Source organism: Methylobacterium dankookense (genome assembly GCF_902141855.1).
Lineage (GTDB): Bacteria > Pseudomonadota > Alphaproteobacteria > Rhizobiales > Beijerinckiaceae > Methylobacterium > Methylobacterium dankookense.
Genome location: NZ_CABFVH010000077.1, coordinates 1 through 15,180 on the forward strand (window position 1 = coordinate 1; position 15,180 = coordinate 15,180).

Genomic DNA, 15,180 nt, shown 5'->3' on the forward strand with positions numbered 1-15,180 from the left:
CGCCGGGCTTCTCACCGTGATCCTCATCGGCCTTGTCGTGGAGAACCTGATCTTCCAGACCATCGAGCAGCGCACCATCAGGCGATGGGGCATGCAGGCCTGATCGTTCCAGGGCTCCGCCCTGGACCCGCGAAAGGGATGATCCCTTTCGAAACCCGGGATCAACAGAGGGACGAGGGACATATGAGGGTGCAGGGCAGGACGAGGCGGGGGCTTCTGCGCCTCCTCGGCGCGGCGGCGCTGGTAACGGCCGGCACGGCGGCGGCGCAGGCCGAGGTGACGACCGTGCGGCTCGCCAAGCAGTTCGGCATCTCCTACCTGCCGCTGACCCTGATGGAGACCGAGCAGCTCCTGGAGAAGCAGGCCAAGCAGCGCGGCTTCGAGGTGAAGACCGAGTGGCTGCGCTTCACCGGCGGCTCGGGCATGAACGACGCCGTGCTCTCGGGCGGCCTCGACTTCGCCTCCGGCGGCGTCGGCCCCTTCCTGACGATCTGGGGCCGCACGCAGGGCAACATCAAGGTCAAGGGCGTGGCCGCCCTCAACGCGATGCCGCTCTGGCTGGTCACCGTCAATCCGGAGGTGAAGGCGATCAAGGATTTCGGGCCGAAGGACAAGATCGCCCTGCCCACCGTGAAGACCTCGATCCAGGCGCTCACCCTGCAGATGGCGGCGGAGAAGGCGTTCGGGGAGGGCCAGCAGCACAAGCTCGACGCGCTCACCGTCTCGATGGGCCATCCCGACGCGCAGACCGCGATGATGGGCGGGCGCTCCGAGATCACCGCGCATTTCGGCTCGCCGCCCTTCCAGGAGCTGGAGCTGAAGGACCCGCGCGCGCGCAAGGTGCTCGACAGCTACGACGTGATGGGCGGCCCCCACACCTTCAACCTGGTCTGGGCCTCCGGCCGGTTCGTGGACGCCAACCCGAAGGTCACCGCGGCCTTCGTGGCGGCGCTGGAGGACAGCCTCAAGCTGATCCGCGACGACCCGGCCCGCGCCGCCGCCCTCTGGATCAAGGCCGAAGGCGCCAAGATGAGCCAGGAGGAGGCCGAGGCGATCGTCCGCGCGCCGCAGAACGAGTGGACCACCGCTCCGAAGCGCATGCTCGAATACCTCGCCTATATGAACCGGGTGGGCCTGGTCAGCGCCAAGGCGGCCACCGAGAACGAGCTGTTCTTCCCCGTTCCCGGCAAGGAAGCGGGTAAGGGGGCAGGGCGGTAAGGCGCCCCGACCCCGAACCGGCATGCGCGCCGGCAAGGCGCGCCATTGGCGACGCTCGACATCGCGGATCAGGCACGACGCGCGCTCTCTCCCATTCGGAGAGGGGGCGCGCCTCATCGAGGCGGCGATGTAAGCGAGGCTTAGACCGGTGAGGGGCGCCGGCTCTAGCTCGGCCGCGCACCCCTGAAATCGGCGGTGGTCAGCTCCATCAGGTCGTTCGGGAAACTGCCGACGTCGAAGGCGCGGCTCGCCGCCGCCTCGATCGCGGCGCGGTGCCTCAGGAACTCGTCGAGCGGGTCGCTGCCGTCCTCGCCGAAGGTGTCGCGCAGAACCTCGGCGGTGATCTCGCAGGCGATGACGCGCTGTCCGTCCGTCATCGGGAAGCGGATCGCGCCCTCCGTGCCCGCGTCGTAATGCGGCGAGCCGTGGGTGTATCTCTCGAGCGGCATGGCGTTTCTCCCGAGGCGGTTCTGCGCCCGCCCGATCGTGCCCCCGCTCGATGATCTAGAGGACGGAATTCGGGTTTCCAAAGGGATCATCCCTTTGGCGGGTCGAGGGCGGAGCCCCGGGATTCGTCAGGGCTTCGCCCCGACACCCCACCAAAGGGATGATCCCTTTGGAAACCCGGGACCCTTCAGCCGTGCAGAAGCCCCGGCAAGGCGAGCGCCGTGGTGGTCAGCCCGATCACGGCGAGCAGCACCAGGACCACGCGGCGGAAGCGGGCTTGGTCGATGCGGGTGAACAGCGACAGCCCCGCCAGCACGCTCACCAGCACCACCGGCAGCGCCAAGGCGAGGTCGCGCACGAGGTCGGCGGGCAGGGGATCGACCAGGGTGAGGATCGTGAGCGCCCAGACCTGCATCACCAGGGTGAAGGACTGGTAGACCGCCCGCTGGGTGCGCGGCTCCCAGCCGCGCAGCAGGCTCCAGGCGGTGGGCAGCGCCCCCGACAGGCCGGCGATGCCGCCGAGCACGCCGCCGAGGAAGCCGACCGCGCCGTCGCTCCAGGCATTGCCGAAGGCGACGCGGTAATCGGCCCGCAGCACCGAGACGAAGGCGGCGTAGAGGACGAGGAAGCCGCCCACCGACACCTTGACCACGTTCGGGTCGAGCCCGTGCAGCAGGTGGATGCCGATGGGCGCGCCGACGAGCCCGGGCAAGATCATCGCGAAGGCGGTGCCCCGCGGCGGCCAGGCCCGCAGGCGCACCAGCGAGATCACCTGCGAGAGGATGCTGCAGACGAGGACGAGCGCCGTGGCCTCCACGGGCGAGCGCAGCGAGAGCAGGGTGCCGGAGGCGACGAGGGCGAAGGCGAAGCCGGTGAGCCCCGAGATCACGCCGGCACAGGCGAGGCAGGCAACCAGCAGCAGGGTCTCGTTCATCGCGGCAACCACGGGCGCTCGCGGGCGGTCCCTGCGCGGCGATGCGGCCTCGCGGATCCTCCCGGCGGGCCCGTCCTGAATGCGGGCCTCGACACAAGTCTTATATAAGACTGGTCTTGCGGGCAACCGGGGAGGGGCGTAGCCTCCAGCACGGACAGGGATGGGCGACGACGGTCCCGATGGGGTCCCGAGAGAGATTCTCAGGAAGGCTCCAAGAGGAATTCCAAGAGGAATTCCAAGGAAGATTCGGAGCGGGATCGCAGCGGAGACGAGGTCGCTCTACAAAAGGTGCCGCGTCCGGATTGACCCACCCCATGTCATATGTCTTATATAAGACATGGCCTGCCGCAGAGACGGCCACACGGAGGAATGCCCATGAGCAGCCACGCCGGATCCGGCGAGGGACGGACGAACCCGCATCTTCTCGCCCACTCCCCCCAGGACAACGTCGCCGTCGCCGTGATCGAGGGCCTGAAGGCCGGCACCGCCGCCTTCGGGGTGATCACCGAGGACAACACCACCTTCGACGTCGACGTCCACCACGACATCCCGATCGGCCACAAGGTGGCCCTCACCGACCTGAAGGCCGGCGACACGGCCATCAAGTACGGCCAGGACATCGGTAAGGTGATCAAGGACGTCGCCAAGGGCGAGCACGTCCACGTCCACAACGTCAAGACGAAGCGCTGGTGAGGTCCGCCATGTTCAAGGAATCCGCTCAGCTCGAACACGAGATCGCGACGCCCTTCACCGGCGGCGCCCCCGACCAGTTCGCCACCAAGGCGCTGTCGACCAAGCGCGCCTCGGCCGACTACAAGGCCGCCACCTTCATGGGCTGGCGCCGCGAGAACGGCCGCGTCGGCGTGCGCAACCACGTCGTCCTGCTGCCGCTCGACGACCTCTCCAACGCCTCCTGCGAGGCGGTGGCCAACAACGTGAAGGGCACGATGGCGCTGCCCCACGCCTATGGCCGCCTCCAGTTCGGCGAGGATCTCGAGCTGCATTTCCGCACGCTCATCGGCATCGGCTCGAACCCGAACGTCGCCGCCGTGGTGGTGATCGGCATCGAGGACCAGTGGACCAACCGCGTGGTCGAGGGCATCGCCAAGACCGGCAAGCCGGTCGTCGGCTTCGGCATCGAGGGCCACGGCGACATCGCCACGGTCGCCAAGGCCAGCTACCAGGCCAAGCGCTTCGTGCAGTGGGCGACCGAGCTGCAGCGCGAGGAATGCCCGATCGCCGACCTCTGGGTCTCGACGAAGTGCGGCGAGTCCGACACCACCACCGGCCTCGCCTCCTGCCCCACCGTCGGCAACATGTACGACAAGCTGATCCCGCACGGGATCTACGGCGTGTTCGGCGAGACCTCCGAGATCACCGGCGCCGAGCATCTCTGCCGCGAGCGGGCGATCAGCCCCGAAGTGTCGGACAAGTGGTACGCCATGTGGAAGGCCTACCAGGACGACGTGATCGAGGCCCACAAGACCGACGACCTCTCGGATTCGCAGCCGACCAAGGGCAACATCGCCGGCGGCCTGACCACGATCGAGGAGAAGGCGCTCGGCAACCTCGAGAAGATCGGCCACGAGTGCCGCTTCATCGACGCGCTGCAGCCGGCCGAGGCCCCCGCCAAGGGCCCGGGCCTCTACTTCATGGACACCTCCTCGGCCGCGGCCGAGTGCGTGACCCTGATGGCGGCGGCGGGCTACGTGGTCCACACCTTCCCCACGGGCCAGGGCAACGTGATCGGCAACCCGATCGTCCCGGTGATCAAGATCACCGGCAACCCGCGCACGGTGCGCACCATGGGCGAGCATATCGACGTGGACGTCTCCGGGGTGCTGCGCCGCGAGATGACGATCCCGCAGGCGGGCGACGCGCTCATCGACATGGTGGTGCGCACGGCCAATGGCCGGCTCACGGCGGCGGAATCGCTCGGCCACCGCGAGTTCGTGATGACGAAGCTCTACCGCAGCGCCTGAGGCGCCTGCTGCGCGGCCGCGGGGGGCGTCCTCCCCGCGGCCGCCGCCCCGACGCCACGGGGCGTGACGCGCGCGGGAGGGAGATCGCGGGAAACGCGGCGTCTTTCGTGCCTCAACAAGCTCGGAGGAACGTCCATGCGGCTCATGCGGTCGATCTACGGCCAGGTCCTGCTCGGCATCGCGCTCGGCATCGTCGTCGGGGTGGTCGCCCCGCAATTCGCCGTCTCCTGCAAGGTGCTCGGCGACATGTTCATCAACCTGATCAAGATGATCGTCGCGCCGGTGATCTTCTGCACCGTCGTGGTCGGCATCGCCCATGTCGGCGACATGAAGAGCGTCGGCCGGATGGGCCTGAAGACGATCGCCTATTTCGAGATCGCCACCACGGTCGCGCTCGCCGCCGGCCTGCTCTTCGTGAACCTGCTGCGGCCGGGCGACGGCATCAACGCCAGCGTCGAGAGCCTCGACGCCAAGCTCGTGGCCGGCATCGCCGGCAAGGCGCACGCGCAGTCGCCGATGGAGATCCTCGCCAACATCATCCCGCACAGCGCGGTCGACGCCTTCGCCAAGGGCGACCTGATCCAGGTGATGTTCTTCTCGGTCCTCGTCGGCATGGGCCTCGCGGCGCTCGGCCCCAAGGGCCAGTTCCCCCTGAAGGTGGTCCACGCCTTCGGCGACGTGCTGATGAAGGTCGTCGGCCTCATCATGCACTTCGCGCCCGTGGGCGCCTTCGGGGCGATGGCCTTCACCATCGGCAAGTTCGGCCTCGGCATCCTGGCGCAGTACGGGATGCTGATCGTGTCGCTCTACCTGACCTTCATCGTCTTCATCGTGTTCTTCCTCGGCGGGGTGATGCGCTTCTATGTCGGCCTGAGCCTGTGGAAGCTGTTCCGCTATACCCGCGAGGAGATGTTCATCCTGCTCGGCACCACCAGCTCGGAATCGGTGCTGCCGCGGCTGATGGCCAAGCTCGGCGGGCTCGGGGTGGACCGCAGCGTCACCGGCCTCGTCATGCCGGCGGGCCTGTCCTTCAACATGGACGGCTCCTGCATCTACCTGACCATGGCGGTGGGCTTCATCGCGCAGGCGCTCAACATCCCGCTGACCTGGGAGCAGGAGCTCGGCATCCTGGCGATCGCGCTCGTCACCTCGAAGGGCGTGGCCGGTGTCGCAGGCGCCATCCTGTTCGTGCTGGCGGCGACGCTCCAGGCCTCGCAACTCCTGCCCGTGGCCGGCATCGCCCTCATCATCGGCGTCGACCGCATCCTGAACGAGCTGCGTTGCGTCACCAACGCGGTGGGCAACATGGTGGCGACCCTGGTGATCGCCCGCTGGGAGAAGAAGATCGATCTCGCCCATGCCCGCGCCGTCCTCGACGGCCGCATCACGCCGAACCTCGACACCCTGGACGAGGAGGAGGACGCGGCAGAGGAGATCCCGGCCCGCGAGCCGGTGGCCGCGCTCCGCCGCCCGCTGCCGTCGGCGGTGCCCGCGACCTGAGCGGGCATCGTCACCGACCAGGGCTCCGCCCTGGACCCGCGAGAGGGCTGCGCCCTCTCGACACCCGGACCTCATGAGACCCACGGAACGGACATGCCCAAGGTCGTCATCAGCGAGTTCATGGACGAGGCCGCGATCGCGGAGGCGCTGTCCGGCTTCGACACCCTCTACGATCCGGGCCTCGTGGACCGGCCGGAGGATCTGATCGCGGCGCTGAAAGGGGCCGACGCCCTGATCGTGCGCAACCGGACCCAGGTGCGCGGCGGCCTGCTCGCGGCCGCCCCCGACCTCAAGGTGGTCGGCCGCCTCGGCGTCGGGCTCGACAACATCGACGTACCCGCCTGCGAGGCCCGCGGCATCGCCGTCTACCCGGCGACCGGCGCCAATGACGGGGCGGTGGCCGAGTACGTGATCGGCACCGCCATGGCTCTCCTGCGCGGCGCCTACGGCGCCACCGCGCAGGTCGCCGCCGGCGCCTGGCCGCGCAACGCCCTGATGGGCCGCGAGATCGCGGGCAAGCGCCTCGGCCTCGTCGGCTTCGGTGCCATCGCCCGCGAGACCGCCCGCCGCGCCGCCGCGCTCGGCATGAGCCTTTCGGCCCACGACCCCTTCCTGGCGCCCGGCGACCCGGCCTGGAGCCCCGCCTACGGCCCGGTGGCGAATTGCGGCCTGGACGCGCTGATCGCGCAGAGCGACGTGCTCTCCCTGCACGTGCCGCTGACCGAGACCACCCGCGGCCTGATCGGCGCGGAGGCGATCGCCCGGATGCCGGAGGGCGCAATCCTGATCAACGCGGCTCGCGGCGGCGTGGTGGACGAGGCCGCCGTCGCCGCCGCCCTGCGCGCGGGCCGCCTCGGCGGCGCGGCGCTCGACGTGTTCGCGCACGAGCCCCTCGACGCGGCCGGGGGAGCCCCGTTCGCGGGCGTGCCGAACCTGATCCTGACGCCGCACATCGCCGGCGTGACGGTGGAATCGAACGTGCGCGTCTCCGCGGTCACGGCACGCGCCGTGCGCCGCCATCTGACGGAGGCCTGATATGGCGACCCTGACGCTCGAGGCCGCGCGGCGGCTCGCCACCGACGCCCTCATCCGCTGCGGCACGGCAGCCCCTGCCGCCGACAGCACCGCCCGGGCCCTCGTCGGCGCCGAAGCCGACGGTCTCAAGGGCCACGGCCTCTCGCGGGTCGCGCCCTACGCCGCACAGGTGCGGACCGGCAAGGTGGTGGGCGATGCCGAGGTCCGGGTCGCGCAGCCGCGGCCGGGGCTGCTGGCCGTCGATGCCGGCCACGGCTTCGCCTATCCGGCCCTCGACGCGGCTCTCGACGCCCTGCCGGGGATGGCCCGCGCGCAGGGGATCGCCGCGGCCGGCATCCGCCGCTCGCACCATTGCGGTGCCGCCGGACGGCCGGTGGAGGCGCTGGCCGAGCAGGGCTGCATCGCGCTCCTCTTCGCCAACACGCCCGCCGCCATGGCGCCCTGGGGCGGCAGCCGCGCGGTGTTCGGCACCAATCCGCTCGCCTTCGCCTGCCCGCTGCCGGGGCGGGCGCCGATCGTGGTCGATCTGGCCCTGTCGAAGGTCGCCCGCGCCAACATCGTGGGCGCGGCCAAGCGCGGCGATGCGATCCCCGAGGGCTGGGCCCTCGATGCCGAGGGGCGCCCCACCACCGACGCCGCCGCGGCGCTGAACGGCACCATGGTGCCGCTCGGCGACGCCAAGGGCACGGCGCTCGCCCTGATGGTCGAGGTCTTGGCCGCCGGCCTCGTCGGCGCGCGCTATGCCGCGGAGGCCTCCTCCTTCCTCGACGCGGCCGGAGACCCGCCCGGCACCGGGCAGTTCCTGATCGCCATCGACGCGGGCGGGCTCTCCGAGGACGCGCCCGATCGCTTCGCGGCGCTCGCCGCCGCCATCGAGGAGCAGGACGGGGCGCGGCTGCCGGGCGCGCGCCGCCTCGCCCTGCGCGCCCGCGCCGCCGCGGAGGGCCTGAATGTCCCCGACGCGCTGGTGGCGGAGATCGAGGCGCTGTGAGGTTGTGCGCGCCCATCTGTGGGCGGCGCCGGCCTCGGCGGGCCGGAACGATTGCGGCCGGCGGCGCCGCACCGTATCGAAGGGAGGAACAGCGTGCTCGGGCATTCGTGGGATCGGCTTCCCAGCCCGGGGGAGCATCGGGACGCGATGGAACGGTCAGGTGGGGGAGGGGCCGGCGGGGCGGGTCGCGGCGACGCGGTCGGCTTCCGGCCGCTCTACCGCCAGGTCTACGACACGCTGCTCCGCCGCCTCGCCGACGCCGTCTGGCAGCCGGGACAGATCCTGCCGAGCGAGGGCCAGCTCGCGGCCGAGCTCGGCGTCAGCCAGGGCACGGTGCGCAAGGCGCTGGATGCCCTGACCGCCGACAGCCTGCTGGTGCGGCGCCAGGGCCGCGGCACCTTCGTGGCCGAGCACGACGACAAGCAGAGCGTGTTCCGCTTCTTCAAGCTGCGCCCGGATGCGGGCGGGGCCGGGGCGCCGCAGAGTCACGTGCTGGCGATCACCGAGACCGCGGCGAGCGTGGACGAGCGCGACCGCCTCGCCCTGGTGCGCTCCGCCCGCGTCGTGCGCTGCGAGCGCCTGCGCAGCCTGGACGGGCGGCCTTGCGTGCTGGAGACGATCTCGGTGCCGGCCGCCTTGTTCCCGGGCATCGCGGCCTGCGACCTGCCGAACACCCTCTACAGCCTCTATGCGAGCCAGTTCGGCATCACCATCGCGGTGGCCCACGAGCGCCTGAAGGCCGTGATGCTGCCGGCGCGGGAGGCGGAGCTGCTCGGCGTGGCGTCCGGCACGCCGGCCCTGGAGGTCGACCGCGTCGCGCTCGATCTCGAGGAACGCCCGGTCGAATGGCGCCTCTCGCTCTGCCTCACCGACACGGTGCACTACCTCTCCGTGCTGCGCTGAGACGGCTTCTGCTTCATCGGGCCGGACAGCCGCGGATCCCCTCTCCCCGCGTGCGGGGAGAGGGTCGCGACGACCGCGTCGTCGCGACAAGGCGGCAGCCGGGGGTGAGGGGGCGATTCCGAAGGAGGCTCTTCCGGAAGCGCCCCCTCACCGCCGCTTCGCCTCCGCTTCCCACAGGGACGACGAGGTCCCTGCGGGCCTTTCCCCGCCCGGCGGGGAGAGGGGGGACCCGCGCCTCGTCCGGGAACCGCACAAGCCCGGCACCCTGCATGCAGGCCGGTGCGGATCCGTCCAGGCAAGGAATCGACCCGGCGAGGCAAGGAACTGCCTCCCACCGGCGCCGGCATCGCGTATGGATGTCGGTGCGGGGGCCGGCAGGCCGGTGGCGGGGAGATGCGGGCGTGAGGGCCGGAACGAGGGGGTCGGGCGCGGGCGGCGCCTCAGCGCAGGATGCTGAACCCGGCCTGCGCCGTCTGGGCGATCGCCGCGAAGGTCTGGTGCACCGGCACGTCCGAGACGTAGACGCGCGTGCCGACGAGGAGCAGCGCCAGCGCCCAGAAGGCGGCGGCGGTGATCCGGTAGACCGAGCGCTCGCGCGGCGGCTCGGCCCGGCAAGGCTCGGCGCGCGCGATCTCGAGCGGCTCGCCGAACGGGTCGAACGAGACCGTCGGGGCCGTACCGGAAGCCTGCGAGTCGAGGGTCGTGCGCATGTCCATAGAATTCGCGCTTCGGTCGTGCGCGATCAATGGACGCGTTTTCCGAAGATTCCGGCGCTCGGAGAACGGCCTGCTCCCTGCTTGCCTCCGGAGGGAAGAATCTGCTCACCCCCCGCATCGACCCCGCTGAAAGGCCCGCCATGCCTGCCAAGGTGTCCCTGAAGATGGCCTCGGATTCCGCCTCCCGCGGCGCCTGGGCGGGCGCTACGGCGAGCCTGCTGCCCGGCCTGCTGCTGTGCCTGGCCGTCACCGCCATCGCCATGGTCCTCCAGGGCGTGGAGGAGCACCTCACCGGCCACCCCTATGTCGAGGCCCTGGTGCTCGCCATCCTGATGGGCATCGCCATCCGCACCGCCTGGGTGCCGGGCGCCCGCTTCAAGGCCGGCATCGCCTTTTCCGCCAAGCAGGTGCTGGAGGTCGCCGTCACCCTGCTCGGCGCCTCGGTGAGCCTCGGCGCCATCGTCGCCTCCGGCCCGGCGCTCCTCACCGGCATCGTCGCGGCCGTCGTGCTCACCATCCTGGCGAGCTGCGCCATCTGCCGCGGCCTGGGACTACCCGTGCGCATGGCGCTGCTGATCGCCTGCGGCAACGCCATCTGCGGCAACTCGGCCATCGCCGCGGTCGCCCCCGTCATCGGCGCCGACAGCCGGGACGTCGCCGCGGCCATCGCCTTCACCGCCGTGCTCGGCGTGCTGATGGTGCTGGGCCTGCCGCTCTTCGTGCCGCTGGCGGGCTTCAACGAGCACCAGTACGGGGTGCTGGCCGGGCTGACCGTTTACGCGGTGCCGCAGGTGCTGGCCGCCACCGTGCCGATCAGCCTGCTGGCGACGCAGGTCGGCACCCTGGTCAAGCTGGTGCGCGTGCTGATGCTCGGCCCCGTGGTGGTGGCGCTCTCGCTCCTCGCCCCGCGCCTGCCGGCCGAGGGCGCGACGGGGAAGGCGGCCCCGAGCCGGCTCGGCTTCTTCAAGCTGGTGCCGTGGTTCATCCTGGGCTTCCTGGCGCTGGCCACCGCGCGCTCGCTCGGGCTGGTGCCGGACGCATCGGTGGCGCCGATCTCGAAGCTGGCGGGCTTCCTCACGGTGGTGTCGATGGCCGCGCTCGGCCTCGGCGTCGACGTGCGCGTACTCGCCCGCGTCGGCGCCCGCGTCACGCTCGCGGTGACCGGATCGCTCCTTGTCCTGCTCGCCATCAGCATCCTGCTGATCCGGGGACTCGGCCTGAGCTGAGCCGGGGGATTGCGGGCGCAACGCCGCACCTGTGCGGCATCGCGCCACGTCCCCCCTTTCCCCGCGGCCGCTTTTCCCGGAAAAGCGTGGGCCCATGAACATCCTTCTGATCGGTTCCGGCGGCCGCGAGCACGCCCTGGCCTACGCCCTGGCGAAGAGCCCCCTCTGCACGCGCCTGGTCACGGCGCCGGGCAATCCCGGCACCGCGCGCCACGGCGAGAACCGGCCGGACCTCGACCTGGCCGACCACGCGGCGGTCCGCGCCTTCTGCGAGGCCGAGCGCATCGGCCTCGTGGTGGTGGGCCCCGAGGCGCCGCTGGTGGCGGGCCTCGTCGACGACCTGACCGCCGCCGGGATCCGCGCCTTCGGCCCGACCAAGGCCGCCGCCCAGCTCGAAGGCTCGAAGGGCTTCACCAAGGACCTCTGCGCCGAGTACGGCATCCCCACCGCCGCCTTCGCCCGCTTCGACGCCCTCGACCCGGCCCTCGCCTATGTGCGGGCGCAGGGCGCGCCGATCGTGGTGAAGGCCGACGGCCTCGCCGCCGGCAAGGGCGTGACCGTCGCCGACACCCTCGACCAGGCCGAGGCGGCTTTGCGGGCCCTCTTCGCCGATCCGGGCGCGGAGGTGGTGGTGGAGGAATGCCTCGTCGGCGAGGAGGCGAGCGTCTTCGCCCTCTGCGACGGCACCCGGGCGATCCCGATCGGCACCGCGCAGGACCACAAGCGGGTCTTCGACGGCGACCGCGGCCCGAACACCGGCGGCATGGGCGCCTACTCGCCGGCCGCGATCATCACGCCCGCGCTCGAGGCCGAGGTGATGAGCCGCATCATCGCGCCGACGCTCGCCGGCATGCGGGCCCGGGGCATCCCCTTCACCGGTATCCTCTATGCCGGCCTGATGCTGACGGCGGAGGGGCCGAAGCTCATCGAGTACAACACCCGCTTCGGCGATCCCGAGGCGCAGGTGCTCATGCCGCGGCTCAACTCCGACCTCGTCCCGGCCCTGCTCTCGGCCTGCGACGGCGATCTCTCGGGGACGGTGCTGGACTTCGACACGCAGCGGGCGGCTCTGACCGTGGTGATGGCCGCGGCGGGCTATCCGGGCACGGTGGTGCGCGGCTCGGCGATCCGCGGCCTCGCCGATGCGGAGGCCGACGGCGCCCTGGTCTTCCAGGCGGGCACCCGCGCCGACGGCGACCAGCTCCTCGCCGATGGCGGCCGCGTGCTCGCGGTGACGGCCCTCGGCGACAGCGTGAAGGAGGCGCAGGGGCGCGCCTACGCCGCGGTCGCGCGCATCGACTGGCCCGAGGGCTTCTGCCGGCGGGACATCGGCTGGCGCGCCGTCGCCCGTGAGCTGGGCGAGGCGACGCCCTGAGACCGCGCGGCGCTTGAGCGAAGGCGACATCCGCCATCCCGAAGGGATAACCCGGATGTCGTATGAGCCGTCCCGGGGCTCTGCCCCGGCCCAGCCAAAGGGATGATCCCTTTGGGATCCCGGATTCTCAGCGCATGCGCAGCGCGTAGAGGGTGATGGCGGCGGCGTTCGAGACGTTGAGGCTGCGGATCGCCCCCGTGAACGGGATCTTGGCCAGCACGTCGCAGCAGGTGCGCGTGCGCTCGCGCAGGCCCTTGCCCTCGGCGCCGAGGACGATCACCGCCGGGCGGCGCGGCTCCAGCGTGTCGAGGTCGACGGTGGCCTCGGAATCGAGCCCGATCCGCGTGAAGCCGCGCTCACCCAGCTCGATCAGGGCCTCGGCGAGGTTGCGCACCGTGACGAAGGGGACATGCTCCAGGCCGCCTGAGGCGGATTTGGCGAGCACGCCCGTGGCACCGGGCGCGTGACGCGCGGTGGTGACGATGCCGGTGACGCCGAAGGCCGCGGCGGTGCGCACGATGGCGCCGACATTGTGCGGATCGGTGATCTGATCGAGCGCCAGCAGCAGCGCGTCGTCGGGCAGGTCGTCGAGGCCGGGGGCGGGCAGCGCCTCGGCCTCGAGATAGAGGCCCTGGTGCACGGCGTCCGGCCCGAGCAGCGCGTTGATCGCGTTCGGCCGCACCAGCTCGGGTGCGATGCGCAAGGGGCCGAGTTCCGCGGCGAGCCGCGCGGCGGCATTCTCGGTGGCGAGCAGCCGGTGCAGCCGCCGGTCCGCGTTGCCCAGCGCCTGAACCACCGGATGCCAGCCGTAGAGCACGCTCACGCCCTCGTCGACCACCGGCCGCGGCCTCGCCTGCGCCGGGCGCCGGCCGTAGGAGGCCGGCCTCGGGCGGCCCGGGGGTCTGTCGTCGCGCCGAGTGGTCATCGCTCGCATTCCATTCCTCTGGCGGCCCCGCCCGCCTCCCGCCGCGGACATGTGCCCCTCGCGCGTCAAACCGACCCGGCACCGATCCGTCAAGCCGGCCACAGGCCCGTTGCCCTGGCCGCCGAGCCCGACTATAGAACCCACGGCCCCGCGCCAGCGCCCTTCGTCTATCGGTTAGGACGTCAGCCTTTCACGCTGAAAAGGCGGGTTCGATTCCCGCAGGGCGCGCCATGCGGCGACTAAACCGTTGTGATCTGAGAACCTGTTGGTTTTCAGGTGCTTGCTCCTCAGCGCGTGCTACACTCACGTGCTACGGGACCAAGTGTGATGGGCCGCATGAAGTTCGTTCAGCGCCGCGCTGGCCGTTACGAGTTTCGCTTCCCCCTGCCCGACGATCTTGCGGGCAAACCAGTCCCGCCTCCCTGGCCGGAGACGCTGACAGCTTTCGTCAATGCGCGGAGCGGGCACTTCAAGACCGAGCTCATCCGCTCGCTGCAGACCAACGACGGCCCGACCGCCGACCGGCGCGTCCTCGCCCACATCACCGAGGCGCACCGCCTCGTCGATCAAGCGCGGCGCTTTCTGCGCGAGGGTCCAGCCGCCGGCATCAGCCCCGACCAGATCGCCGCCCTGGCGCGCGACCACGAGATCCATCTCCTCGGTACGGACGAGGCCGTCCGTACGAAGGGCATCGGCCTCGACATGGCCCTCGAGGACGGGCAGGGCCACCACGACGGGCTCGGCATGACGCCGGATGATCTACGGGCCTACCAGATGCTCGTCGACGATCTCGATCACTACACCCGCCAGCAAGCGGCGCAGATGCGAGCGGGCGAGGCGACGAGCGCCTTCGTCAACCGGGCGATGGAGGCGCGGGGCATCGTCCTGCCGCCGGACGATCCCGCCTGGCGGCAGCTCGAGCTCGCCTTCCTCAAGGCCCAGCGCAGCGCGCTCGCCGGTATTCGGGCCCGGCTCGATGGCGACGATGTTGCGACGCCAGAGCGACAGAGCACGCCAAGCGGCTTGGCGCTGACCGCCGCCCTGAGGCTGTGGGCGGAGGCGGGCGGCGCGGGCGCGAGGCGGCCTCAGCCATCGTCCGTCGCAGAGGCCGAGCGGGCCGCACGGCGCTTTGTCGAACTCCACGGCGACCTGCCCATCACCGCCATCAGCAAGGCCCACGCCCGCGCGTTCCGCGACGCGCTGGTCCGGCTGCCGAAGGCGCTGCCCGCCCGCATCGGACGGCTGCCGCTGCCGGAATTGCTGAAGCAGGATCTCGGCCAGTACCCGCGGCGCAACGCGCAGACGGTCAACAAGACCCTGGCGCTGCTGGGCGGCGTGCTGGCGCGCGCCGAACGCGATGGGCATTTCGAGGTGTTAACGGCCTGGTCAAACCCGTTCCATGTCGGCTTCGACGTCGCCCCGGCCGAGCGCGAGCCCTATGAGCCTTTCAGCGCGGCCGAGTTGCAACGCCTGTTCGCCTCGCCAGTCTACGCACAGAGTGAGCGTCCGCTTGGTGGTCAGGGTGAGGCGGCCTACTGGTTCCCGCTGATCGCTCTGTTCAGCGGCGCGCGCCGCACCGAGATCGCGCAGCTCAAGCTCGGGGATGTACGGCAAGGGGAGGGGGGTATCTGGTACCTCGACATCACGAACGAGGGCGCTGATCAGAACCTGAAGACGGCCTCGTCGGCCCGCTCGGTCCCCATCCATCGGGAACTCATTCGGCTCGGGCTGCTGGACGTGGTTGCGGCGCGAGCGAGCGCGCAGCCAGCGAGCGCGCCGCTCTGGCCGTCGTTCACCCCGCCGATCGACCCGAAGGCGAAAGCGTGGACTGTCCGTCGTCAGATGATTTGAGACGGTTTGCGGTGCTCAGGAACGGAGGCTCTGGTCCACCTTGGTTGAGAGGTTAGGCAGCCTGCGCGTGGTGGCGC

At 71.1% G+C, this 15,180-nt stretch carries 14 protein-coding genes, 1 tRNA gene and 1 pseudogene; 12 read left to right on the forward strand and 4 right to left on the reverse strand.

All coding sequences use genetic code 11. The annotated features are described in order from the left end of the window. Both MTDSW087_RS31130 and MTDSW087_RS28305 read left to right on the forward strand, forming a co-directional pair. Positions 1-103 (forward strand): annotated as a pseudogene (locus tag MTDSW087_RS31130) (ABC transporter permease); the annotation flags it as partial. Positions 104-189: 86 nt separating this feature from the next. Next, on the forward strand, positions 190-1,218 hold the full coding sequence (locus MTDSW087_RS28305) for an ABC transporter substrate-binding protein (protein ID WP_244948406.1): 1,029 nt from the start codon (positions 190-192) through the stop codon (positions 1,216-1,218). A gap of 164 nt (positions 1,219-1,382) precedes the next feature. On the opposite strand, the gene MTDSW087_RS28310 is transcribed toward MTDSW087_RS28305, so the two are convergent. Further along, a complete protein-coding gene (locus MTDSW087_RS28310; protein WP_144768907.1) occupies positions 1,383-1,667 on the reverse strand; it encodes a DUF1488 family protein in 285 nt (94 codons plus the stop codon). Between the two features lie 185 nt (positions 1,668-1,852). Beyond that, positions 1,853-2,599, reverse strand: coding sequence for a sulfite exporter TauE/SafE family protein (locus MTDSW087_RS28315; protein WP_144768909.1), 747 nt, complete (start codon positions 2,597-2,599; stop codon positions 1,853-1,855). Between the two features lie 375 nt (positions 2,600-2,974). Between MTDSW087_RS28315 and MTDSW087_RS28320 the strand changes: the two genes are divergently transcribed. From MTDSW087_RS28320 to MTDSW087_RS28345, 6 genes are all read left to right on the forward strand, one after another. Further along, entirely contained in the window at positions 2,975-3,292 is a 318-nt protein-coding gene (locus MTDSW087_RS28320; RefSeq protein ID WP_144768910.1) for a UxaA family hydrolase, read from the forward strand. Between the two features lie 8 nt (positions 3,293-3,300). Then, positions 3,301-4,581, forward strand: coding sequence for a UxaA family hydrolase (locus MTDSW087_RS28325; protein ID WP_144768930.1), 1,281 nt, complete (start codon positions 3,301-3,303; stop codon positions 4,579-4,581). 135 nt (positions 4,582-4,716) lie between these two features. Continuing rightward, positions 4,717-6,081, forward strand: coding sequence for a cation:dicarboxylate symporter family transporter (locus tag MTDSW087_RS28330; RefSeq protein WP_144768912.1), 1,365 nt, complete (start codon positions 4,717-4,719; stop codon positions 6,079-6,081). Between the two features lie 93 nt (positions 6,082-6,174). Further along, positions 6,175-7,116, forward strand: a complete 942-nt coding sequence (locus MTDSW087_RS28335) for an NAD(P)-dependent oxidoreductase (RefSeq protein ID WP_144768914.1) — start codon at positions 6,175-6,177, stop codon at positions 7,114-7,116. A 1-nt stretch (position 7,117) separates the two neighbouring features. Further along, positions 7,118-8,107 (forward strand): Ldh family oxidoreductase, encoded by a 990-nt coding sequence (locus MTDSW087_RS28340; protein ID WP_144768916.1) that lies wholly within the window; start codon positions 7,118-7,120, stop codon positions 8,105-8,107. A gap of 147 nt (positions 8,108-8,254) precedes the next feature. After that, positions 8,255-9,010, forward strand: a complete 756-nt coding sequence (locus tag MTDSW087_RS28345) for a GntR family transcriptional regulator (RefSeq protein WP_238179720.1) — start codon at positions 8,255-8,257, stop codon at positions 9,008-9,010. A 440-nt stretch (positions 9,011-9,450) separates the two neighbouring features. Here the strand turns inward: MTDSW087_RS28345 and MTDSW087_RS28355 are convergent, their stop codons facing one another. Then, entirely contained in the window at positions 9,451-9,720 is a 270-nt protein-coding gene (locus MTDSW087_RS28355) for a hypothetical protein (RefSeq protein WP_186384033.1), read from the reverse strand. Between the two features lie 170 nt (positions 9,721-9,890). On the opposite strand from MTDSW087_RS28355, the gene MTDSW087_RS28360 reads away from it, so the two are divergent. Continuing rightward, a complete protein-coding gene (locus MTDSW087_RS28360; protein WP_186384034.1) occupies positions 9,891-10,952 on the forward strand; it encodes a YeiH family protein in 1,062 nt (353 codons plus the stop codon). Positions 10,953-11,046: 94 nt separating this feature from the next. Continuing rightward, entirely contained in the window at positions 11,047-12,327 is a 1,281-nt protein-coding gene (purD, locus tag MTDSW087_RS28365) for a phosphoribosylamine--glycine ligase (protein WP_144768924.1), read from the forward strand. Between the two features lie 127 nt (positions 12,328-12,454). Here purD and rlmB read toward each other — a convergent pair whose 3' ends face one another. Beyond that, positions 12,455-13,252, reverse strand: a complete 798-nt coding sequence (gene rlmB / locus MTDSW087_RS28370) for a 23S rRNA (guanosine(2251)-2'-O)-methyltransferase RlmB (protein ID WP_144768926.1) — start codon at positions 13,250-13,252, stop codon at positions 12,455-12,457. Positions 13,253-13,408: 156 nt separating this feature from the next. Here rlmB and MTDSW087_RS28375 point away from each other — a divergent pair. Together MTDSW087_RS28375 and MTDSW087_RS28380 are read left to right on the forward strand one after the other, a co-directional pair. Then, a tRNA-Glu gene (locus tag MTDSW087_RS28375) sits at positions 13,409-13,483 on the forward strand. Positions 13,484-13,588: 105 nt separating this feature from the next. Next, complete coding sequence (locus MTDSW087_RS28380; protein WP_144768928.1) at positions 13,589-15,103, forward strand: site-specific integrase; 1,515 nt, start codon at positions 13,589-13,591, stop codon at positions 15,101-15,103. Positions 15,104-15,180 lie beyond the last annotated feature (77 nt).